17 protein-coding genes, 1 tRNA gene and 1 pseudogene are annotated in these 21,532 nt (G+C 62.6%); 12 read left to right on the top strand and 7 right to left on the bottom strand.

The annotated features are described in order from the left end of the window. Window positions 1-185: 185 nt before the first annotated feature. Complete coding sequence (locus tag FJ953_RS16290) at window positions 186-3,692, top strand: PAS domain-containing hybrid sensor histidine kinase/response regulator (RefSeq protein WP_140624792.1); 3,507 nt, start codon at window positions 186-188, stop codon at window positions 3,690-3,692. 173 nt (window positions 3,693-3,865) lie between these two features. Here the strand turns inward: FJ953_RS16290 and FJ953_RS16295 are convergent, their stop codons facing one another. Together FJ953_RS16295 and FJ953_RS16300 are read right to left on the bottom strand one after the other, a co-directional pair. Beyond that, window positions 3,866-4,525: a response regulator transcription factor gene (locus tag FJ953_RS16295; RefSeq protein ID WP_140513279.1), complete on the bottom strand. Its 660-nt coding sequence runs from the start codon at window positions 4,523-4,525 to the stop codon at window positions 3,866-3,868. Window positions 4,526-4,651: 126 nt separating this feature from the next. Continuing rightward, window positions 4,652-5,086, bottom strand: coding sequence for a hypothetical protein (locus FJ953_RS16300; protein ID WP_140624793.1), 435 nt, complete (start codon window positions 5,084-5,086; stop codon window positions 4,652-4,654). Window positions 5,087-5,193: 107 nt separating this feature from the next. Here FJ953_RS16300 and FJ953_RS16305 point away from each other — a divergent pair, with 107 nt between their 5' ends. Both FJ953_RS16305 and FJ953_RS16310 read left to right on the top strand, forming a co-directional pair. Next, window positions 5,194-5,544, top strand: a complete 351-nt coding sequence (locus FJ953_RS16305) for a DUF952 domain-containing protein (RefSeq protein WP_140496591.1) — start codon at window positions 5,194-5,196, stop codon at window positions 5,542-5,544. Continuing rightward, a complete protein-coding gene (locus FJ953_RS16310; protein ID WP_140624794.1) occupies window positions 5,541-6,620 on the top strand; it encodes a quinone-dependent dihydroorotate dehydrogenase in 1,080 nt (359 codons plus the stop codon). Before FJ953_RS16305 ends, FJ953_RS16310 begins: the two co-directional genes overlap by 4 nt. On the opposite strand, the gene FJ953_RS16315 is transcribed toward FJ953_RS16310, so the two are convergent. Beyond that, the gene (locus FJ953_RS16315) at window positions 6,613-7,875 is read right to left on the bottom strand and encodes an MATE family efflux transporter (RefSeq protein ID WP_246674838.1); all 1,263 of its coding nucleotides are present in this window, start codon (window positions 7,873-7,875) and stop codon (window positions 6,613-6,615) included. The genes FJ953_RS16310 and FJ953_RS16315 overlap by 8 nt on opposite strands. A gap of 228 nt (window positions 7,876-8,103) precedes the next feature. On the opposite strand from FJ953_RS16315, the gene FJ953_RS16320 reads away from it, so the two are divergent. After that, a complete protein-coding gene (locus tag FJ953_RS16320) occupies window positions 8,104-9,006 on the top strand; it encodes a histone deacetylase (protein ID WP_140624796.1) in 903 nt (300 codons plus the stop codon). A 3-nt stretch (window positions 9,007-9,009) separates the two neighbouring features. Here the strand turns inward: FJ953_RS16320 and FJ953_RS16325 are convergent, their stop codons facing one another. Beyond that, window positions 9,010-9,273 (bottom strand): DUF6460 domain-containing protein, encoded by a 264-nt coding sequence (locus tag FJ953_RS16325; protein WP_140496599.1) that lies wholly within the window; start codon window positions 9,271-9,273, stop codon window positions 9,010-9,012. A 440-nt stretch (window positions 9,274-9,713) separates the two neighbouring features. Between FJ953_RS16325 and FJ953_RS16330 the strand changes: the two genes are divergently transcribed. From FJ953_RS16330 to FJ953_RS16345, 4 genes are all read left to right on the top strand, one after another. Continuing rightward, complete coding sequence (locus tag FJ953_RS16330) at window positions 9,714-10,742, top strand: glycosyltransferase family 2 protein (RefSeq protein WP_140513269.1); 1,029 nt, start codon at window positions 9,714-9,716, stop codon at window positions 10,740-10,742. A 69-nt stretch (window positions 10,743-10,811) separates the two neighbouring features. After that, window positions 10,812-12,302 carry a hypothetical protein gene (locus tag FJ953_RS16335; RefSeq protein WP_140624797.1) on the top strand — a complete coding sequence of 497 codons (1,491 nt, stop codon included), beginning with the start codon at window positions 10,812-10,814 and terminating at the stop codon, window positions 12,300-12,302. Window positions 12,303-12,504: 202 nt separating this feature from the next. After that, window positions 12,505-14,397, top strand: coding sequence for an acyltransferase family protein (locus FJ953_RS16340; protein WP_140624798.1), 1,893 nt, complete (start codon window positions 12,505-12,507; stop codon window positions 14,395-14,397). Window positions 14,398-14,505: 108 nt separating this feature from the next. After that, a tRNA-Gly gene (locus tag FJ953_RS16345) sits at window positions 14,506-14,579 on the top strand. A gap of 79 nt (window positions 14,580-14,658) precedes the next feature. On the opposite strand, the pseudogene FJ953_RS16350 reads toward FJ953_RS16345, so the two are convergent. Both FJ953_RS16350 and FJ953_RS16355 read right to left on the bottom strand, forming a co-directional pair. Continuing rightward, window positions 14,659-15,584: pseudogene (locus FJ953_RS16350) on the bottom strand (site-specific integrase). Between the two features lie 713 nt (window positions 15,585-16,297). Further along, window positions 16,298-16,708, bottom strand: coding sequence for a helix-turn-helix transcriptional regulator (locus tag FJ953_RS16355; protein ID WP_140624799.1), 411 nt, complete (start codon window positions 16,706-16,708; stop codon window positions 16,298-16,300). Window positions 16,709-16,891: 183 nt separating this feature from the next. Between FJ953_RS16355 and FJ953_RS16360 the strand changes: the two genes are divergently transcribed. The 3 genes from FJ953_RS16360 to FJ953_RS16375 all read left to right on the top strand — a co-directional run bounded on the left by FJ953_RS16360 (window position 16,892) and on the right by FJ953_RS16375 (window position 19,164). Beyond that, window positions 16,892-17,512: a type IV toxin-antitoxin system AbiEi family antitoxin domain-containing protein gene (locus tag FJ953_RS16360; RefSeq protein WP_140523979.1), complete on the top strand. Its 621-nt coding sequence runs from the start codon at window positions 16,892-16,894 to the stop codon at window positions 17,510-17,512. Next, complete coding sequence (locus FJ953_RS16365) at window positions 17,502-18,401, top strand: nucleotidyl transferase AbiEii/AbiGii toxin family protein (protein WP_140624800.1); 900 nt, start codon at window positions 17,502-17,504, stop codon at window positions 18,399-18,401. The genes FJ953_RS16360 and FJ953_RS16365 overlap by 11 nt, the downstream gene beginning before the upstream one ends. A 397-nt stretch (window positions 18,402-18,798) precedes the next feature. After that, window positions 18,799-19,164, top strand: a complete 366-nt coding sequence (locus FJ953_RS16375; protein ID WP_140624801.1) for a hypothetical protein — start codon at window positions 18,799-18,801, stop codon at window positions 19,162-19,164. On the opposite strand, the gene FJ953_RS16380 is transcribed toward FJ953_RS16375, so the two are convergent. Continuing rightward, entirely contained in the window at window positions 19,142-20,131 is a 990-nt protein-coding gene (locus FJ953_RS16380; RefSeq protein ID WP_140496609.1) for a LysR family transcriptional regulator, read from the bottom strand. The genes FJ953_RS16375 and FJ953_RS16380 overlap by 23 nt on opposite strands. Window positions 20,132-20,420: 289 nt before the next feature. Between FJ953_RS16380 and chvE the strand changes: the two genes are divergently transcribed. Then, window positions 20,421-21,491, top strand: a complete 1,071-nt coding sequence (gene chvE, locus FJ953_RS16385) for a multiple monosaccharide ABC transporter substrate-binding protein (RefSeq protein ID WP_140496611.1) — start codon at window positions 20,421-20,423, stop codon at window positions 21,489-21,491. The last annotated feature ends 41 nt before the right edge of the window (window positions 21,492-21,532 follow it).

Below are 21,532 nucleotides of genomic sequence, written 5' to 3' on the forward strand. Positions count from 1 at the left end.
ATTCTCCAGCGCCGGCCAAGCCCACAATAGCAAAAACCTCCGGTTGCAAAACCGGAAAAAGGGCCAAGGCACCGGTTTGTTTTTACCCGCATCATCAGACGTCCATGCGCCGATGGACTCAGCTTCCAAGCTGTGGTTGCGTGCGGTGAGCGGGCGTCGAGCCGGCCAGGGAGGAAGCGCGAGCCGTGCAGGGCTTGTTCATCGTTGTCATCGCGATCGCTTATGTGACGCTTCTATTCGCCATCGCCAGCCTTGGCGACCGCCGCTCGGCCAGCTCCGGGCCCGGTCGCGCACGTCCGTTCATCTACGCGCTCAGCCTGGCCATCTATTGCACCTCCTGGACGTTTTTCGGTTCTGTCGGCCTGTCTTCCGAGCGCGGCCTGGAGTTCCTCGGCATCTACACCGGCCCGGTGCTGGTGTTCGTGTTCGGTTTTCCCTTGCTCAACCGTCTCGTGCGGCTGGCCAAGACCGAGAAGATCACCTCGATCGCCGACTTCCTCGGCGCGCGCTATGGCAAGAGCTTCACCGTGGCCGCCATCGCCACGCTGATCGCGACCATCGGCGCGGTGCCCTATATCGCGCTGCAGCTGAAGGCGATCTCCGGTTCCGTCAGCCTGATGGTCGAGCATTACACCGGCTCGCCGCCCTCGTTCGATCCTTTCGTCAGCGACATCTCGCTGGTGGTCGCCATGCTGCTGGCGCTGTTCGCGGTGCTGTTCGGCACGCGCCACGCCGACGCCACCGAGCACCAGGACGGGCTGGTGCTGGCGGTGGCGGTCGAAACCGTGGTCAAGCTTGCCGCCTTCCTGGCGATCGGCCTGATGGTCACTTTCCTGATCTTCGGCGGGCCCGGCGACATGTTCGGCAAGCTGGCCGAAAACGGCCAGGTGCGGCAGGCGATGGGCTATTCGACGTCGCTCGCCACCTGGCTGGTGCTGACCTGCCTGAGTGGCTTCGCCATCATCCTTCTGCCCCGGCAATTCTACGTCACCATCGTCGAGAACCGCAGCGAGGCGGAACTGCGCACCGCGACATGGGTGTTTCCGCTCTATCTGGTGGCGATCAACCTATTCGTGCTGCCGATCGCCTTCGCCGGACTGTCGCTGGTCGGCACGAAGACGAGCAGCGACCTTTATGTGCTGTCGCTGCCCTTGTTCGGCGGTCACGATTTCCTGGCCATGGCTGCCTTCATCGGCGGCCTGTCGGCGGCCACCGCCATGGTCATCGTCGAGAGCGTGGCGCTGTCGATCATGATCTCCAACGACCTCATCATCCCGCTGTTCGTGCGGCGGCTGCTGAGGACGACGTCTTCCGAAAACGAGGACTGGTCTACGCTCATCCTCAACGTGCGGCGGGCATCGATCTTCATCATGCTTTTCATCGCCTTCCTCTACTATCGCGAGAGCACCGACAGCGCGCGGCTGTCGTCGATCGGCCTGATGTCGTTCGCGGCGATCGCGCAATTCGCGCCGGCGCTGATCGGCGGGCTGATCTGGCGCGGCGCCAATGGCAGGGGCGCGGCCCTCGGCATGGTCGCCGGCATCCTGATCTGGGGCTACACGCTGCTGTTGCCATCGCTCGTCGCGCCCGAAACCGGCATATTGGTGCATGGCCTGTTCGGCTTCGAAGCGCTGCGGCCGCAGGCGCTGTTCGGCACCGTTGCGGAGCCGTTGAACCACGGCGTGCTGTGGAGCCTGTCGATCAACGCACTGTTTTTCGTACTGGGCTCGCTGTCACGCGCCGCGGTGCCGCTGGAGCGCATCCAGGCGTCGATCTTCGTGCCGCGCGAAGCCGGGCCGATGCCCAGCCTGCGCCGTTTCCGTACCGCCGTCACCGTCAACGACCTGAAGGACACCATCGCGCGCTATCTCGGCGTCCAGCGCACCGAGCGGTCGTTCCAGTCCTTCGAAAAGACCACCAACGTCATCCTGCATGGCAATGAGCAGGCCAGCATGGACGTCATCCGCTTTTCCGAGCAGCTTTTGGCCAGCGCCGTCGGCTCTTCGTCGGCGCGGCTGATCCTGTCGCTGCTGTTTCGCCGCCACGACCGCGAATCCAGGGATGCCTTCCGGCTGCTCGACGACGCCACGGAAGCATTGCAACACAATCGCGACCTGTTGCAGATCGCGCTCGACCAGATGGAACAGGGCATCACCGTCTTCGACCGGGATTTCAGGCTGATCTGCTGGAACCGCCAGTACCGGGAGCTGTTCGACCTGCCCGACGACATGGGCCAGGTCGGCGTCTCGCTCGACCAGATCCTGCGCCATCTGGCGGAGCGCGGCGATATCCCGACCGACCAGCGGGTGACGATGCTCAACCGGCTGACCAGCTTCGTCAGCCCCTGGCAGATGGAACTGAAGACCAGCGGCCGGATCCTGGAGCTGCGCTCCAACCCGATGCCGGACGGCGGCATCGTCGCCACCTATGCCGACATTTCCGGCCGCGTCGAGCAGGACCTGGCGCTGAAGCGGGCGAACGAGTCGCTGGAACAGCGGGTGAAGACCCGCACCATCGAACTGACCAGGGTCAACGAGGAGTTGACCCGGGTCAACGAGGAACTGGCGCAGGCGCAGATGCTTGCCGAGGAGGCCAATCTGGGCAAGACGCGCTTCCTCGCCGCGGCCGGCCACGACATCCTTCAACCGCTCAACGCCGCCAGGCTCTACTGCTCGTCGCTGATCGAAAAGGCCGGCAAGGGCCCGGCCGGCAAGGCCGCGGTCAACATCGACTCCTCGCTGGAATCGGTCGAGACCATTCTGGGCGCCGTGCTCGACATTTCCCGCCTCGATGCCGGTGCCATGAAACCGGACGACACGGCCTTCAACCTAGACGCATTGCTGCGCCAGATCGGCAATGATTTCCGGCCGCTTGCCGCGGAAAAGCAACTCAAGCTGACGATCATGCCCTCGTCGCTGACAGTGATGACGGATCGCAACCTGTTGCGCCGCCTGATCCAGAACCTCGTTTCCAATGCCATCAAATACACACGTCACGGCCGCATCCTGGTTGGCGTGCGGCGGCGCGGCGAACTGGCGGAAATCCAGGTGATCGACACTGGCATCGGCATTGCCGGCGACAAGCTGAACACGGTGTTTCGCGAATTCACCCGGCTGGACGAAGGCGCGCGCGAGGCCGAAGGCCTCGGCCTCGGCCTTTCGATCGTCGATCGCATCGCGCGGGTGCTGAGGCTTGAGATCCGTATTTTCTCCAATCCGGGCAAGGGCACGCGCTTTTCCGTCATCCTGCCGGTGGCGGCCGTGCAGGAACCGAAACGCGAGGTCGAAACCAGGGCGCCGGCCCGCGCGGCGGCTTCGCTGGCCGGACTGAGCGTGCTGTGTATCGACAACGACGCCCGCATCCTCGAAGGCATGCGGCTGCTGCTCGAAGGCTGGGGCTGCGCCGTCGAGACCGTGTCCGGCACAACGAACCTGGATATCGCGATCCGCCGCCCGGACATTGTCCTTGCCGACTATCATCTCGATGGCGAAACCGGCCTCGACGCCATCGTCGGGCTGCGAGCGATCCACGGCGACGACCTGCCCGCCGTGCTGGTCACCGCCGACCGTTCCAACGAGGTACGCACGGCGGCGGCCGGGCTCGACGTCCCGGTGATCAACAAGCCGCTCAAACCGGCCGTGCTGCGCTCGATGATGGCCAGGGTCAGGCCGCTGGCGCCGGCGGCGGAGTAACTGTCAGATCTGCTTCATTTCGGCCCCGCCGACGGCGCCCAGGCTTCGAGATAGGCGCAAAACATGTCGGCCATCGCATCGGCATGGCTTCTATCTCTGCCGACGGGCGAGGCGTTTCCGAAAAACTGGTCGCCGGGCCGACATCCGCATAACCATCCGCCAGGTTCGGGCGCTCAGCTCACCGGCTGCAGCGGATCGCTGCCGATCTTGGACAGCAGGATCACCGCCTGGGTGCGGCTGTCGACGCCGAGCTTCTGCAATATCGCCGAGACATGCGCCTTGATCGTCGCCTCTGAGACGCCGAGCTCATAGGCGATCTGCTTGTTGAGAAGGCCTTCCGCCAGCATGCCGAGCACGCGGGTTTGCTGCGGCGTGAGCGCCTGCAAGCGCTTGATCAGGTCCGATATTTCGGGATCGCGCTCGACACCGAGATCGATGCCGGCCGGTGCCGCGATATCGCCCGCAAGGACCGATCGCACGGCGTCGCGGATTTCCTCCATGCTGGCCGATTTGGAGATGAAACCGGACGCGCCGAGGTCGAGCGCGCGCCGGATGGTCGCCGGGTCGTCATGGGCGGAGACCACCACCAGCGGCGCCGCCGGATGGATGCCGCGCAACGAGATCAGGCCGGAAAGGCCGCTCGCGCCCGGCATCGACAGGTCGAGCAGCACCAGATCGACCTCCTCGTTGGCCACGACCAGCGCCTTGGCGCTTTCGAAATCGCCGGCTTCGTGAATAGCGGTGACATTGCCGATGCCGGCAAGCGCTTCGCGCAACGCACCGCGAAACAGCGGGTGATCGTCGGCGATGACGAAAGAATAGCCTGATGGCAAATATCCCTCCCCGGATCCCTTGATGGTCTTCTGTTTTCTCGGGACCTGATGCAACGATTATGAGGCGCTTCGCGCTGTTTTCAAGCAGCAAAGCCGGCGCACCGGATTTCCCCAGACGGCCTGTCTTCAGGTCTTCTGCGAGTTGGGTTTGGCGCCGTCGCCGCTGTCCTTGTCCATATCCTTGACGATGCCCATGAAGCCCTTCAGGAAACGCTCCATGTAGCTCATCGTCTTGTTGAAATCCTCCTCGCTCGGCAATGTCGATTCGAGGCGGGCCGAGAGCGAATTCTCGAGCCTGGTGACGCGCTCGTCCATGGCTTTCATCGAAGTTAGCAGGCGATCGACCTCGTCCTGGAAGGCAGCGCGTTCATCGGCCGCCATCTTGCAGACGAGTTGGCCGGAGCGCTCCTCGCAGATCGACATCGCGCCTGTCTGCGTGTCCATGCGGACATAGCCGTTGGCGGATTTCTCCAGACGATAGCGGTCGGCCTCCTCGGAAAAGGCGGACGCCGCGACCAGCGAAACGAGCGCGGCGGGGATCAAGATGTGCTGCAGACGCATGTTGTCCTCCATGGCCAAAGCCTGAGATATCGCATGTTTGCGCCGGAAATGGGGAAGATCCTTGGCACGGCCTTCCCCGCACGGCTGGTTCGGACTATAGCGCAACCATGTCTCAGATTATCTACAAGATAACCCCGGAAGGGCCTTGGCGCGAGGCCGAAGCGAACGGCCGCTTCACCGGAGCGCCGATCGATGTCGCCGACGGCTTCATCCATTTCTCCACGGCGGCACAGGTCAAAGAGACGGCGGCGAAACATTTTGCCGGCCAGGCGGGGCTTCTGCTGGTCGCCATCGACGGGACCAGCCTGGGCGATGCGCTAAAATACGAGGCCTCCCGCGGCGGCGCGCTGTTTCCGCACCTCTACGGCGTGCTCGACCTGAAAGCCGTGCTGTGGGTTCGGCCGCTGCCGCTCGGCGCCGACGGCACCCACCAGTTCCCGGCGCTGGAGGCCGAATGAGCGTGCTCGACCGGATTGGCCAGAAGCTGCTCTTCACGTTCGACCCGGAAACCGCGCATGGCCTGTCGATCGCGGCGCTGCGCTGCGGCCTGCCGGTCGGCGCACGGACGGCGCGCGACGCACGGCTGAAGGTCAGCCTCTGCGGCCTCGATTTTCCCAATCCGCTCGGCATGGCTGCCGGTTATGACAAGAATGCGGAGGTGCCCGATGCGCTTCTCGGCCTCGGCTTCGGCTTTGCCGAGGTCGGCACGGTGACGCCGCTGCCGCAGCCTGGCAATCCGAAGCCGCGCATCTTCCGGTTGCCGGCGGATGAAGCGGTGATCAACCGGCTCGGCTTCAACAATGAAGGCCATGCGGCCGCCGAGAAACGCCTGGTCGGCCGCGAGGAGCGCTCCGGCATCGTCGGCGTCAACATCGGCGCCAACAAGGACAGCGCCGACCGCGTCAACGACTATGAGCGCGGTGTCATCCGCTTCGCGCCTTACGCCAGCTATCTCACCGTCAATATTTCCTCGCCCAATACGCCCGGCCTGCGCACCATGCAGGCGCGCGAACAGCTTGGCGAGCTCCTGTCGCGCGTCATGGCCGCGCGCGCGGCGGCGGCAAGGCAGCCGCCGGTGTTTCTCAAGATTGCGCCGGACCTGGTCGAAGCCGAGCTGGAAGACATCGCCGCCGAGGTCACCCAGAAGGCCATAGACGGCATCATCGTGTCCAACACCACCATTTCTCGCCCGGCGCTACGCTCCAGCGGCGCGGCAAGCGAGACCGGCGGGCTTTCCGGCCGGCCGCTATTCGAGCGCTCGACCATCGTGCTGGCCCGTATGCGCAGGCTGCTGGGGCCGGACATGGCCATCATCGGCGTGGGTGGGGTCAACTCCGCCGAGACGGCGCTCGAGAAGATCCGCGCAGGCGCGGATCTCGTCCAGCTTTACACCGGCATGATCTATGCCGGGCCGGCGCTGCCGGGACGCATCGTCGCCGGCATGGCGCGTTTCGCCGACACGGAACGGCTCAACTCCATCAGCGATTTGCGCGACCGCCATCTCGACCAATGGGCTTCAAGGCCGCTCAACTGAATGCCGTCCGCAGCCGCAGCCGCAGGATGGCCAGCAGGCTGAGGCCACGCACCAGCAGGAAGACATGCAATGCCGCCCACAGGCCATGATTGCCGAAAGCGGGCGCCAGCGTAATCAGCGCGGCCGCGAAGGCCAGGAAAGACAAAAGCATCATGTTGCGCATGTCGCGCGACCAGGTCGCGCCGATGAAGACGCCGTCCATCTGGAAAGCCAGCACGCCGCTTAGTGCGGTGAAGGCCGCCCAGGGCAGGTAGGTGTCGGCCACCGAGCGGACTTCCTGCGACGTGGTGACGACGGCAACCAGATTGGCACCGGCCAGCAGAAGCACCAGGGTTGCGGCACCCGCCAATCCGAAACCCCAGAACAGGGTCAACCGCACCGCGCGCCGGAACGGGTGCTCAGCCCGCGCACCGACGGCGCGGCCGGCGAGCTGTTCCGCGGCGGTGGCGAAACCGTCGAGGAAATAGCCTGCGACGAGGAAAAAATTCATCAGCACGGCGTTGGCGGCCAGCGTGACCGTGCCGAATTGCGCACCCTGGCGGGTGAACAGCGCAAAGGCGGCAAGCAGCGAGAACGAGCGGATCATGATATCGCGGTTGAGCGACAGCATGCGCAGGAACGCGCTCATGTCGAGCAGGCGTTGGCGTGGCACGGGCGGACTTGCCCTGAACCGCCTGATGACGATGGCGAGGCCAAGTAACATGGCCAGGAATTCGCCGGTGACGGTTGCCCATGCGACGCCGGCGACGCCCCAGCCAAGCTCCAGGCCAAGCAGGATGCAGAGCGCGATGTTGATGCCGTTCAGCACCAGCTGCAGCACCAACCCGAGCCCGCCCTCGCCTCGGCCGAGGACATAGCCGAGAATGGCGTAGTTGATCAGCGAGACAGGTGCCGCGAGCAATCTGATGCCGATATAGACGCCCATCGCCTCGCTGACGCGCGGCCCGGCATCCATGAACCCCCGCCCGCCGGCCGCGATCAGCGGCGAAAGCGCCGCCAGCACGATGCCGGCGACAACAGCGATCAGCACCGCGCGCCAGAACACCGCCTGTTCCTCCAGCGCGTCGTTGCGCCCGAAAGCCTGGGCGACCAGACCGGTGGTGCCGGAGCGCAGGAAATTGAAGGTGGTGAAGACGACGTCAAAGACCAGTGCGCCTGCCGCCAGGCCGCCAAGCAAGGCGGCGTCGCCGAGCTGTCCGACAACAGCCGTATCGACCATGCCGAGCAGCGGCGTCGTCAGGTAGGCGAGCGTCATCGGCACGGCGATGACGAGCACCGTGCGGTTGGTGACGACAAAGGATCCGGGAACGATTGGGGATCCGGCGTCGGCTGGGATTGCACCCTTCTCCAAAGAATTGCTGCCTTGCTGATTGCGGCTTGATCGAACAGCCGGTGTGCCCCATTTTCCGGCCACCGCGCAATCCACCCTTGCCATGGCGGCCAACCGAAATTCCGGTCTGGCGCGAGCCGCCGGATCCGGTCCATGTCCCTCCAGATCGTCCATCATCCCGACTACGACGCCGGCTTCGCCGTCAACCATCGCTTTCCGATGAGCAAATATCCGCTGCTGATGGAGGCCTTGCGCGCACGCGGACTGGCCATGCAGGGGGCGCTCAGCATGCCGGAAGCGGCACCCGCACCATGGCTGAAGCGTGCCCATGCGGCTGACTATGTCGACCAGGTCATCAGCTGTTCGGTGCCGGAAAAGATCGAACGCGAGATCGGCTTTCCGGTCGGCCCGCGCGTCTCGCTGCGCGCCCAACTCGCCACCGGCGGCACCGTGCTGGCGGCCCGGCTGGCCTTGCGCCACGGCATTGCCTGCAACACCGCCGGCGGCAGCCATCATGCGCGGCGCGCGCAAGGCGCGGGCTTCTGCACCTTCAACGACGTCGCCGTCGCTTCGCTGGTGCTGCTTGCCGAAGGCGCGGCGCGGAACATACTCGTGGTCGATCTGGATGTGCATCAGGGCGACGGCACGGCGGATATCCTGGCTGGCGATCAGCGCGTGTTCACCTTCTCCATGCATGGCGAGCGCAACTACCCCGCGCGCAAGATCGCCTCCGACCTCGATGTCGCACTGCCCGACGGCACGGGCGATGCCGCCTATCTCGAAAGGTTGGCCGCCATCTTGCCGGAGCTGTCCGCCCATGCGCGCTGGGACATCGTTTTCTACAATGCCGGCGTCGACGTCCATGCCGAGGACCGGCTCGGCAGGCTGGCGCTTTCAAACGACGGGCTTCGTGCCCGCGACGCCATGGTGATCGGTCACTTCCGCTCGCGCGGCATCGCGCTATGCGGCGTCATCGGCGGCGGCTATTCGACCGACGTAGCCGCGCTCGCGGCGCGCCATGCCATTCTGTTCGAGGCGGCGGCGGACTACGCCTGACCGCTATTTCCTGTAGTTGGCGATTCTGAGCAGGATGAACGCCGGAACCACGATCGCCGCACCCAGCAGAATATAACCCAGGAAGCGGTCGATGGCATGAAAGCCCAGATTCCAGAGATCCAGGAAGAATTTGCGGATGCCGTAGAGCACGTCCATCGGCGACCAGCCGAAGGCGGTCATGACGAGGCCGACGAGGAACGACACCACCAGCAACTTCAGGAGTACCCTGAGCGGGGTGTCGCCGAGAAAGCGCGTCAATGCGGACAAGACCTGTCTCCGGCTCTGATCGCCCGATTCGGCGACAGGATCAGAAATACGCACTTGGCCGCCCCGCTTCAAGCCGGACGGGCCAAGGCGCCGAACCCTGGCCGACAAAGCCTGTGGCGGCCAATCCGGCTGTGCCAGCGGTTCCTTACTAGGAATTTTTTCCTTGACGGGGTGAAGGCAACTATGGTAGATATTTGGCTATGGTGCTGAGTTGCGCCAGGGACCCGCCGCACAGGCGGGTTTATCCGTTCAAGGCTCCGTCAACAGCGCACCGTCGAAGGCTCCGAAGGAACTCGTTAACGCGGATCGTGCCCTGGTACCAAGCCGGCGACCATAGGCGCATGGCAGGCGAGCAGCCGGCGGCGGCTGATCGCGGCCGGCTTATCTGTTTTCTAACCAATTGCCGCTATTGCCATTCCTGGAGCGGGAGCTAGGCTTTGATGGAAGCGGAAAAAATCGGCGCGCGCCGCGCGGTCATGCTTTCGGTTGTCGTGCCGTGCTATAACGAGCGGGACGGCGTGGCTGAGCTTCACCGACGCGTCACCGCCGCTTGCCTGGCGCAAAACCCTTCCTACGAGATCGTGCTCGTCATCGATGGGGCGACCGACGGCACCCGCGAGGCCGTTTTCGAACTGGCGCAAAAGGACGACCATGTCGTCGCCATCGACCTTGCCCGCAACTATGGCCACCAGATCGCGCTGAGCGCGGGGCTGGAGTTCTGCCGGGGCCAGCGCATCCTCATTCTCGATGCCGATCTCCAGGATCCGCCTGAACTGCTCGGCGCGATGATGGCGAAGATGGATGAAGGCTTCGACGTCGTTTACGGTCAAAGGGCCAAGCGTGATGGCGAAGGCTGGTTCAAGCTGGCTTCCGCGTCGATGTTCTACCGGCTGCTGCGCCGGATGGTCGACGTCGAGATCGCGCCGGACACCGGGGATTTCAGGCTGATGAGCCGCCGCGCCCTCGACCATCTGAACGCCATGCCGGAGCGCTACAGGTTCATTCGCGGCATGGTGAGCTGGATCGGGCTGAGACAGGCCGCCTTCTCCTATGAGCGGCAACGGCGTTTCGCCGGCGCCACCCACTATCCGCTGAAGAAAATGGTTCTCCTGGCTGTCGACGCGATGACCAGCTTTTCCATCGCGCCGTTGCGGTTTGCCTCGCTTCTGGGAATGCTTTCCGGCGTGCTGGGGATGGTCGTGCTCGGCTATACGCTGCTCGAGTGGTCGCTGGGAAACGTGCTGCCGGGCTGGACCAGCCTTGCCGCGATCATGCTGATCCTGGGCAGTGTTCAGCTTCTGGTGCTCGGCATATTCGGCGAATATCTCGGCCGGATGTACATGGAGACGAAGCGGCGGCCGCTCTATTTCGTCAACGAGATCGTTTCGCGAAGCGATGTGGCCGTCGAAAACCAGGACCTGCCTGTCCACCGCCTCCAGGAAATGGTGAAGAGAGCCGCGCGTGGCTAAGGCCACGATCGATCGGCCGCGACGGGACCTCTCGACCGGAACGAACGCGAAATGGCCGGGAGCCGCGACATGAACCAAGCCACGGCAATCGCGATGGCTACGCCGTCGCTCGAAGACGCACAGCGCAGCAGGCTGTTGTTCTGTCTTTTCTGCGCCTGCACCATTGCCTACGTGCTGATGAGGCATGCCAACTCCCTCCTTCTGGATCCTGACAGCTGGTGGCAGGTGAAGGTCGGGCTGGATTTCCTGGCGAACCGGACATTTCCGACTGTCGACCCCTATTCCTATACCTTCGCCGGCCAGCCCTGGATCGCCAAGGAATGGCTGGGGCAGGTGCTTCTGGCGCTCGCCTATGGGGCCGGTGGCTGGAATGGCGTCGTCACGCTGATCATCGCCACGATCGGTCTGACAGTCTTCCTGATGGGATGGTTCCTCAGCGCATGGCTGAAGCCGGTGTTAGCGGTGGTGCTGGCTTTCGTCGCGGCTTTCCTTGTCGCCCCGATCTATACGGCGCGCCCCCACGTCTTCACTTTGCCGATCATCGTCATTTGGACGGCAATGCTGTTTCGCGCGGCGCAGGAGGAAAGAGCGCCATCCCCGTGGCTGCTCGCGCTCGTCGTGTTGTGGGCGAACCTGCATGCCACATTCACCTTGAGCTTCGTCATCGCCGGCTTTGCCGGTCTGTATCTCCTGTCGCGCATAGGCCTGTCGAAACCGGTTCTCCTGGCGAAATGGGTCGCGTTCGGCCTGCTCTGCCCAGTGGTCAGCCTGGTCCATCCCTATGGCGTCAAGGCCATCCTGGCGACGCTTACCGTCGCCTATGGCAATGAAGCGGTGCCGCTTATCCTGGAGTGGCGGCCCTTCAACGCCCAGGAAGAGCTCGTCAAGGAAGCCGTGATGCTGCTGGCGCTTTTCGGGCTGTTGGTGTCACGACTGCGGATTGGCTGGGCCAAGGCACTGTTCATCGTCTTCACCTTGCATGCCTATCTCAGTCACCAGCGGTTCATGTATCTGTTCTTCCTTCTGGTTCCGCTAGTGATCATGGCTGAGGTCGCACAGCAATATCCCGCACTTTCAGCCGCGATCTGGCTGGCGCAAAAGCGCGACGGATTGGAAAATTTCTTCGCCAGGCATTACTACGCAATCTCAGGCGCGGTGGCCGTCCTGCTGATCGGCGCGGTCTCGGTCCTCGGCAGCGTCCAACAGATCGCGCCGAGCCCGAAGACGTCCGCCAGCGGAGCACTCGCCTTCGCAAGGGATCAGCACCTGTCCGGCAACGTGCTGAATTCCTACAATTTCGGCGGCACGCTGATCTTCCACGGGATCAAGACCTACATCGACGGCAGGACGGACCAGCTGTTCCTGGACGGGTTCACGAAAACCGACGACGCGACCGGACACAGTGACGGCAAACCACTGCTCGAGGCCCGGCTGAAGAAATACGCCATAGGCTGGGCGCTGCTGGCGGCCGGCGACACCCGCATTCCCTTCTTCGAGGAATTGGGCTGGAAGCGGGCCTACGCGGACGAATACGCCGTGATCTACCTGCCCGGCGCCTGATCCGCGGCGCCAGCCCAAACCGGCTTCGGCCCTCCAGCATTCGCCTTGACACCGATGTTGCGGTGCAGCAAATTGCACCGGAGAGGACGAACAAAGTGGGATCGAGAATCAAGGCTTTCTCGCATCGCGGCAATGCCGCCGCATGGGCCGGTGAACCGGGTGCGCCACGACTGCCGCCGGCCATGGCGCGCGAACCGGCCGCATGAACTACAGACGCGACATCGACGGCCTGCGGGCCATAGCGGTGCTGCCTGTCGTCCTCTTTCATTTCGGCTTGTCCGCCATCCCAGGCGGCTTCACCGGCGTCGACATCTTCTTCGTCATATCGGGCTATCTGATCAGCGGCAGCCTGCTCGACGATCTCGAACGCGGCCAGTTTTCGATCGGCCGCTTCTATTGGCGCCGCGCGCGGCGCATCCTGCCGGCGCTGACCTTCGTCATCGTGCTCGCAGGCACTGCCGCCTGGTTCATCCTTTTGCCATCGGACCTGCACGAATTCAGCCTCAGCGTCATCGCGGCCTCGACCTTCTGGTCGAACATCTATTTCTGGAAGACGACGAACTATTTCTCGATCGACGCCGAGCTGCGGCCGCTGCTGCACACATGGTCGCTCTCGGTCGAAGAGCAATATTACATCTTCGCGCCGATACTGGTGTACCTGATCTATCGCTATGCCTCGAAACGCTGGCTGACGATATTGCTGCCGATCGCGATCGGCAGTTTCGCCTTGGCGGTCATGGCGACCTCGATGGCGCCCACGGCGGGTTTCTACCTGTTGCCGACGCGCATCTGGGAACTGGCGCTGGGGGCCATGCTGATGCTGAGAAAGCCGCCGGCACTTGCCAGCCGGCCGGCAATGGAACTGATCGGCCTCGCCGGCTTTGCCATGGTCGCCTTCGGCTTCGTCACGATTTCGGAGAGCGACCCCTTTCCGGGCTACAATGCCTTGTTCCCCTGCATCGGCACCGCGCTGCTCATCTATGCCGGCCACGAAAGGGCGGGCGAACAGGGGCCGGCAACCATCGCCACGCGGGTGTTGCAGTTTCCGCCGCTGGTCTGGATCGGCCTCATTTCCTATTCGCTCTACCTCGTTCATTGGCCGATCAATTCCTTCGTCCATTACGTTTCGCTGAAAGCCATCGGCGTGCCGACGATCATCGCCATGACCGTGGCAAGCTTCGCCCTGGCGGCGTTCTCGTGGAAATATGTCGAGCAGCCGTTTCGGCGGAAACGGGCCTACACCGCACCGCTGCCTATCTTCGCCTTTTCCGCGACGGCAATCGTCCTGCTCTGCGTCGGCGGCGTGGCCGGGGCGCTCGGCAACGGTTTTCCGGAACGCTTCCCGGACTTTTCAACGGAACGGATCCAGGTTGGCGACTGGCGCAACGGCACCTGCTTCAACGAAGGCTCGAACCGGATCGAGGACTGGAACCTTGCCGCCTGCACCCGAACGAGCGGCTTTGCCACCAATGTGCTGTTGTGGGGCGATTCCTTCGCCGCCCACTATGTCTCGGGACTTGAAGCCAACGCCCAGAAAATCCAGGCTAACGTCATCCAATACACCTATGCCGGCTGCCCCCCGGACCTGACCTATTTTTCCTATGCCCGACCTGCCTGTACCAGCTTCAACGAGCGGGCCATGTCGATCATCCGCGAAGCCAACATTCAGGCCGTGATCCTGAGTGGCCGATGGACCGACTACGAGGTCAGGGGCTTCGGCGGTCTCCAGAAGACGATCGACCGGCTTCGCCAGATGGGCGTCAAGGTCTACGTCATCGGCCAGTCTCCCGAATTCATCGCCGACGTCCAGAAAATCGCCTTCTTCGCAAGACGAGGAGATGCCGCGAACATGTCCTGGCCGATGGCCATGGATCCGGACATCAACAAGCGGGTTCTGCCCTTCGTCAAAGGCGCTGACTTCATAGACCCGCTGACCTATCTGTGCGACGCCGCAGGCTGCTCGTATGCCGATGCCGGCAACAAGCAATTTCTCTATTTCGACTATGGTCACTTCTCTTCGGCGGGCGCAGCACTCGCCATCTCGAGATACTGGCCGAGCTTTGCAGCCGGCACCGAGATCGCGAAAGTGAAATAGCAGGCGTGACCGGCATGCGGCGCGCCGGTCGCTGGGACGGTACCGTGTGGAAAGTGAGCCGCTTTGCGATTGCCCGATGGCCAGCCCTCATGGTAACGAGGCTGCTGCGCGGGTATGATGTAATGGTAGCCTGTCAGCTTCCCAAGCTGAACGCGCGGGTTCGATTCCCGCTACCCGCTCCAGCATATGCCGCAAGGGTTTGCGCCTGATTTGGCGAGTGCCGAAAACCAGCGGTTTTACAGGTAGTTTTACACAGAACGTTCACTTTTTGGCCTGATCGAGTTTTCGGATGCGCTCCTTGATTGCGGCTCCGCGGCTCACATAACGCCTTATGATGCGCGAAACATGGTCCTCTTCCCAGCCCATGATCTCGGCGATCTCGCGCTCGGTCAGGCCGGCGGTGTAAAATTTGGTCGCGGCCGTGCCCCGAAGATCATGGAAGTGCAGGTCATCGCCTTTCGGCCATGCGATCTTCTTGGCGTCGGAGAACGAGCTAGCCAAACCGTTGACAGTCCATGGGCGCTTCTTGCTGCTGGTCAGGATGACAGGTGAGCGCTTCGGTATCCGCCCGAGGGCGTCGCGCAGTTCCCGATAGAGCGGAATGATGCCTTCGCGCTGGTGTCTGCTTTTGCCTGTGGTGATGGTTATGGCATCCTCGTCGACATGGGACCATGACAGGCGGACGAGATCGCCTACCCGAAGACCAGTGCATGCAGCCAGGTCGACGGCATGAGCAATTTCGGCCGAGCACGTCTTCTTCAGATGCCCGACGTCGCTGTCTGTCCAGATGATCTCCGAGCGAGAGCCGCTGTAAAGTTGTTTGACGCCTTCGCAAGGGTTCGAGCCAATCTTGCCGAGTGGATCTACCGCGTATGAGAGCACGCGAGAGAGAACCTGCATGCCGTAGTCGGCAGACCTGGGCGTCTCGGCATATGCCGCGCGCCACCGGCGGATTATTGGTCTGATCTTTCCGGCCGATCGAACTGGGCGATGCGCAGTTCCCCGAAATGGCCGGCAATCCGGTCGAGCCAGGGACCCCAGTTACGTCGCGTCGACTCGGCGAGTTTCTTGTAGTCGGCGCTCGCCTTGTATTGCGTGACCAACGATCGAAAGCGGTTGTTGTCAGGCGACGTGCGGCTGGCAATCGCCTCATTGTAGGACGCGAAGAACTCCGGTGTGCTCGGCATCCCAACAAGGCGCGGACCACCGCGCCAAGCATACCAATAGACATTACCCTTAGCCTTGGGCAATTATCAGTCTAGGGTTGTGCTTCTAGGTTGACGGCGCAACCGCAAACAGTCAACTTGGATCCGAAAACTGTCAACCTACGGCCATCAAACAGGCCATTTCGGTCATCAGGCCGCCATCTGTCAACCAAAACGACAACCAAAACAGCCAAAACCCGCGGCTAAGTTGTCGTAACTTTACATTTGGTTGACACATTTGAGCCGATTCCAGCTTTTTCAGATCAACGTCAACATCTTGATCGGCTAATGGACCGATCAGTAAAGACACATAAAAGGTCCACTAGCGAGCGGGAACAGCTTCGACCGACCAGTGAAGCGTAGCATCTACCGGAACGCGTAGTGACTCGCTGTTTACGAATGATGAGACCCCTTGCACCGCAAGCTCCAAAACATATTCCGCAGACTTGACGGCACAGTTCGTTATCGACTTGGCGCCGGATGCAAAGACATCGGATCGACCATCGTGAAATGATGCAATGTGCATAATCGCGATGTCTTAGGCGTTTTAGAACGAATAGACGGACCAATTAGGGAAGGAGGCGTCCGGGCGCGCCTTCATTATTTCGCCCACAACTCCGGAGTCCCGTTACCTCCTTCGGCCCGATTTTCAGCAATCCGGCGCCAACTCTTGATGGATAGGTCTTGCTCGCCGCTCATTTGCCGAATATCCCTCGGAGAGCAGACTGCGCCTTCGAGGTGAGGCTTGGATTGGTCTGATCGGACGCGCGGCGAATTTCCTCGAGCCATGCCACTTCGTTCTCGGTGACCGGCGTCCCGAAGATCTGCCGGACGGCAAGCTCGGTGGTGTCGCCGCCGAGCTGCTCGATCGCCAGCTGGAATAGCATCACGGGATCGCAGTCGAGGGCAGTCGCCAAAGCCGACACCCTGTCGAGAGGCAGCTTTGCCGTGCCGGCCTTGATCATGGCGAGCATGTTGGGGTTGACGAATCCGGCTTCGGCGGCAATCGCAATCTGGGTCTTCTTCGGCCTCAGCTCGAGGATGCGCTTTTCAAGATACTTTGCGAGCCTGGTGCCTGCGAAGGGCTTGCCGGAGCGGTTACTCATCGTCACTTTCCTCTGAAATCGCATCTTCGATGTGCTGCTAATTTCTTTATAGCGACGGTCTGTCGGGGATTTCGTGGGGGGTGACGGGTATTCAAGCGAGCCAGCTCTCGCAGAGGATAAAGTCATTACGGAGAGCAATTGTATGTGATATAACCTCTTCTATTACGCCTAGACGTCGAGGATATGTCACACAAGCCTACACAACGCGATCAAGCCCGTGCACTGCTGCTGGATGGCAGTCTGGTCCGTCTGCGCGACCTGACCGGGGCGGGAGTGAGTCCGGAGACAATGGCCCGTCTGGTTCGCGAGGGTGAGGTCGTGCGGCTCGCGCGTGGCCTCTACCAACTGGCAGAAGCCATGCCAGATGCGCGTCGCTCAATCGCTGAAGCTTCGGCGCTGGTTCCCAAAGGGGTGGTCTGCCTCACCTCAGCGCTGCAATTCCACGATCTGACGCTGCAGATGCCCTCAGCCATCTGGATGGCCATTGATCGAACGGGTTGGAAACCGAAAGTCGACTATCCGCCCATCCGTTTTGTCCGCTTCAGTGGCCATGCCCTCACGGAAGGCATCAAACGGCACCGCATCGAAGGCATCGACGTTCCAGTGTTCGAGCCCGCAAAAGCCATCGTGGACTGCTTTCGCTACCGCAACAAGATTGGACTCGACATCGCGATCGAGGGGCTCCGAGAAGGGCTCAGGACGCGCCAGGTCACGCCGGATCAACTGTGGAAATTCGCCCAGTCTGGCCGGGTCTGGTCGGTGATGCGCCCCTACGTTGAGGCAATGGTCGCCAATGGCGCGTGAGCTTCGCAACGTTGGCGCCTCGGTCAGAGCCCGCCTGCTCGATCGCGCTCGCGAGGAGCGGGCCGACTTCCAGCTGCTGCTAACACGGTATGCGCTTGAGCGGCTACTCTACAGGCTCAGCATATCCACCGAACGCGAGCGCTTTCTCCTGAAGGGCGCGATGCTGTTTGCGGCCTGGCTCGACAATCCCTTCCGCCCTACGCGCGACCTGGATCTTCTCGGAAGCGGCGATGCAGGTGTCGCCACAATGGTCGAGTGCTTCCGAGCAATCTGCTCGACACCTGTGGAGGATGACGGTGTCGAGTTCGACGTTGCTGGACTTACGGCCGAGCCGATCCGCAATGACGCGGAGTATGCCGGCGTTCGTGTCAGGACTGCCGCGACGATTGCCGGCGCACGTGTGCCCATTCAGGTCGACGTCGGCTTCGGTGACGTGGTGACGCCGGCGCCGGTCGACCTTGAATACCCAACCTTGCTCGACTCGCCACCGCCCCGCCTTCGCGCCTACCCGCCGGAGACGGTCGTTGCGGAAAAATTTGAGGCCCTGGCAAGGCTGGGCGTCGCCAATAGCCGCATGAAGGACTTCTACGACCTGTGGATGATCGCAAGGACCTTCAGCTTTGAAGGGAGCGTTCTTTCCTCCGCGATCAGACGAACGTTCGAGCGACGCCAAACGGCCTGGCCAACCGAGATACCGACAGGACTGAGCGTTGCCTTCGCAGCCGCAAAGAGCGGTCAGTGGCGGGCTTTCCTGACGCGGGAGCGTATGGCGGCGGCGCCCGGCGATTTCACTACCATCATCGATGGACTACGAATATTCTTGGCACCACTTCTGAATGAAGAACCGCACGCCGGTCGGTGGCCGCCAGGCGGACCGTGGACTGAATAGCGTCTCTGCTGCCCAAATTTGGGCATGGGCGACGACACAGGGCGGCGCTCAACGGTTTTACAGCGCCATTGATTTCATTGGATAATTTCTGGTCGAAAATCGGCCTGTTTTACAGCTAAGCCCCTGAAATATAAGCATCACACCCAGCTTCCCAAGCTGAACGCGCGGGTTCGATTCCCGCTACCCGCTCCAGTCTGCGCAGCAAGGGTTTGAGCCCTTACCAAGCCGCTCCAACTACCGGTTTCTCGCGCAATTCCGGGAAAACCGCTCCAGCCGTTTTCCCGGTATCGTTTTAGAGCCAAACACTAACCCAGACGCGCCTGCGCCAGCAGCGGACATGGCGGCGGCCGCGGCGCCAATAGCTGCGGCAGACCCTGCGCCAGGCGCGGCGGCGCCCATGACGACGGTGCCGGCGATGCCACCGGCGATGCGAGATCTGCTCCACCTCGGCTTGATCGTCTCCTTCGAAGACGGCCGCATCAGCCCTGTCGAGGTCGTCCTTGTCGAGCTCGTCAAGGATTCCGTTGCCGTTCGGGACCCCGGCAACTGCTGTGCCGGGCCTGGCCAGGCCTGCAAAAGCAACGGCCCCCGCGACGCCAAGCATTCCAGTAAGAAACAACCGACGTTCCATCAAAATCTCCCGAGTTGTTTATCATCGGCGCATCGTTCCCCGGCTCAAAACGAGCTCCGGCGCGAACGCCGATTGGCCTTTGAACGCACTTACCTGGTTTTTGTTCCGGTCATCCCACTTCGCGCAGGATGAAGTCATGCAGCATCTTTGCCGCCGGCGACAGGGCGCGGTTCTTCACTGTGATCAGGCTGTAGGGCCGGACCTCGATGTCGAATTCGGTCTGGACGACATCGATGGCGCCGGCCAGCCCTTCGGGATTCTGGATGAATTTCGCCACCTGGATCGAGACCGGCGCGATGGCGTCGGAGTGCGCGACCATGACCAGGGTCAGGAGCAGCGAACTGGTGTTGAGGATGCGGTCCGGCAGCGCGATGTTGCGGTTCAGGAAATTGCTCTCCATGGCCTGGCGCAGCGGCGAGCCGCCGGACTGGAAAACCCAGTCATAGGCCGCGGTCTCCTCCAACCGCACCGCCTTGCCCTCGGTCAGCGGATGGCCCCGGCGCACGATCAGGCAGGCTTTCTCGACGCCGATCACACGGGACTCGAACAGCCGCGGGTTGAGATCGTCGGGGATGCGCGCGATGATGAAGTCATGGCGCGACGCGATCAACTCGCGCGCCAGCACGTTGGAGGTCTCGACCTGCATGGTGATCTCGATGCGCGGGTAGATGCGGCGGATTTCGCGGATCGCCGGCACCGCGAGCTCGATCGCGGGCGCCGTCACCGCACCAAGGAACACCGAGCCGCCCTTGCCCGCCTTGAGTTCGGAGATCTCGCGATCGACCTCGCGCATCTCCAAGAGGATGGAGCGCGCGCGCCTGGCGAGCGCCTTGCCATAGGGCGTCAAGGTGACGCCGCGCGGCAGCCTTTCGCAGAGCGTGACGTCCAGCACGGCTTCCATCTCGGCGATCATGCGCGAGGCCGCCGGCTGTGAGATATTCATGACCTGGGCGGCGGAACTGACCCGGCCGTGATCGTCCAGTGCAACGATCATGCGCATATGGCGCAGGCTGAGGCCGCTGCGCAGCAGGGTCTCGCCGTCACCGGGGAGCACCTCGTAACCTTCTGAAATCCCGCCAGGATTGCGCAACGTTGCCATTGATTTCCCTTCGCTCCCAATGCCCTTGAGTTTAGCGTCAACGTATACCAGTTTCGGTATAGCAATCATCAAAGATCGCATTTGACAGTTATGGCAAAGGGACACACCCTTCGCGCGTCCTGGGGCGTGCCAGTCGATGACGAGGAAAATCGTGTCGATTGAAATCAGTCCCAGGGCCGATTGGGAGGATACCGGAGATCGATAGACGACAGCGGCGCTTGCGCTCCTGCTCGCCTGCGCGGCCCGCGAAGCCCCGAGGTGTCGCGTCCATCAACCAGGGAGAGTAATTGTGAAGATCATCAAGACGCTGGCCGCCGTCGCGGCCCTTGGCATCGCTGCCATGACCTATTCGGCGCACGCCGCCGACAAGGGTCTCGTCGGCGTGCTGATGCCCACCAAGACCTCGCAGCGCTGGATCAACGACGGCGATGCCGTCAAGTCCCAGCTCGAGGCTTTGGGCTATACGGTCGACCTGCAATATGCGCAGGACGACATCCCCAACCAGCTCAGCCAGCTGGAAAACGAAATCACCAAGGGTCCGAAGGCGCTGATCATCGCCTCGATCGACGGCACCACCCTGTCGGATGCGCTGCAGAAGGCCGCTGATGCCGGCGTCGTCGTCGTCGCCTATGACCGCCTGATCAAGAAGACGCCCAATGTCGACTACTACACCACGTTCGACAATTTCGGCGTCGGCGTGATCCAGGCGAATTCGCTGGTCAAGGGCCTCAAGGAGCGCTTCCCGAATACCAAGCCGTGGAACGTCGAACTGTTCGGCGGCTCACCCGACGACAACAACGCCTTCTTCTTCTACAACGGCGCGATTTCCGTCCTGCAGCCGCTGATCGACGACGGTTCGATCAAGATCAAGTCCGGCCAGACCGGCATGGACAAGGTCGGCACGCTGCGCTGGCTCGCCGCCACCGCCCAGGCGCGCATGGACAATCTGCTGTCGGCCAACTATTCGGACGGCAGCCGCGTCGATGGCGTTCTGTCGCCCTATGATGGCCTGTCGCGCGGCATCACCGCCTCGCTGCGCGCTGTCGGTTACGGCACGGAGGCCCAGCCGTGGCCGATCGTGACCGGCCAGGACGCCGAGACCGCCTCGGTGAAGCTGATCATCTCGGGCGAGCAGTACTCGACCGTGTTCAAGGACACCCGCGAACTGGCCAAGGCCACCGTCGAGCTCGTCGACAAGGTGCTCTCGGGCGGCAAGCCGGAAGGCCTCGACACCAAGACCTACAACAACGACGTCAAGGTCGTTCCCTCGATCCTGCTGACGCCGCATGAGGTCGACAAGTCGAACTACCAGGCCCTGGTCGTCGACTCCGGCTACATCAAGGCCGACGAACTGAAGTAAATTCGGTTGCATAGCCAGGGGTCCTGCGCAACGCAGGGCCC

The organism is Mesorhizobium sp. B2-3-6, from assembly GCF_006442305.1.
Classification (GTDB): domain Bacteria; phylum Pseudomonadota; class Alphaproteobacteria; order Rhizobiales; family Rhizobiaceae; genus Mesorhizobium.

Coding starts and splice junctions, on each gene's coding strand:
- FJ953_RS16355 (WP_140624799.1), bottom strand. CDS start 16,708: ATGAGTAACCGCTCCGGCAAGCCCTTCGCAGGCACCAGGCTCGCAAAG.
- FJ953_RS16335 (WP_140624797.1), top strand. CDS start 10,812: ATGAACCAAGCCACGGCAATCGCGATGGCTACGCCGTCGCTCGAAGAC.
- FJ953_RS16305 (WP_140496591.1), top strand. CDS start 5,194: ATGTCTCAGATTATCTACAAGATAACCCCGGAAGGGCCTTGGCGCGAG.
- FJ953_RS16330 (WP_140513269.1), top strand. CDS start 9,714: ATGGAAGCGGAAAAAATCGGCGCGCGCCGCGCGGTCATGCTTTCGGTT.
- FJ953_RS16340 (WP_140624798.1), top strand. CDS start 12,505: ATGAACTACAGACGCGACATCGACGGCCTGCGGGCCATAGCGGTGCTG.
- FJ953_RS16360 (WP_140523979.1), top strand. CDS start 16,892: ATGTCACACAAGCCTACACAACGCGATCAAGCCCGTGCACTGCTGCTG.
- FJ953_RS16365 (WP_140624800.1), top strand. CDS start 17,502: ATGGCGCGTGAGCTTCGCAACGTTGGCGCCTCGGTCAGAGCCCGCCTG.
- FJ953_RS16320 (WP_140624796.1), top strand. CDS start 8,104: ATGTCCCTCCAGATCGTCCATCATCCCGACTACGACGCCGGCTTCGCC.
- FJ953_RS16380 (WP_140496609.1), bottom strand. CDS start 20,131: ATGGCAACGTTGCGCAATCCTGGCGGGATTTCAGAAGGTTACGAGGTG.
- FJ953_RS16375 (WP_140624801.1), top strand. CDS start 18,799: ATGACGACGGTGCCGGCGATGCCACCGGCGATGCGAGATCTGCTCCAC.
- FJ953_RS16300 (WP_140624793.1), bottom strand. CDS start 5,086: ATGCGTCTGCAGCACATCTTGATCCCCGCCGCGCTCGTTTCGCTGGTC.
- FJ953_RS16310 (WP_140624794.1), top strand. CDS start 5,541: ATGAGCGTGCTCGACCGGATTGGCCAGAAGCTGCTCTTCACGTTCGAC.
- FJ953_RS16315 (WP_246674838.1), bottom strand. CDS start 7,875: ATGACGCTCGCCTACCTGACGACGCCGCTGCTCGGCATGGTCGATACG.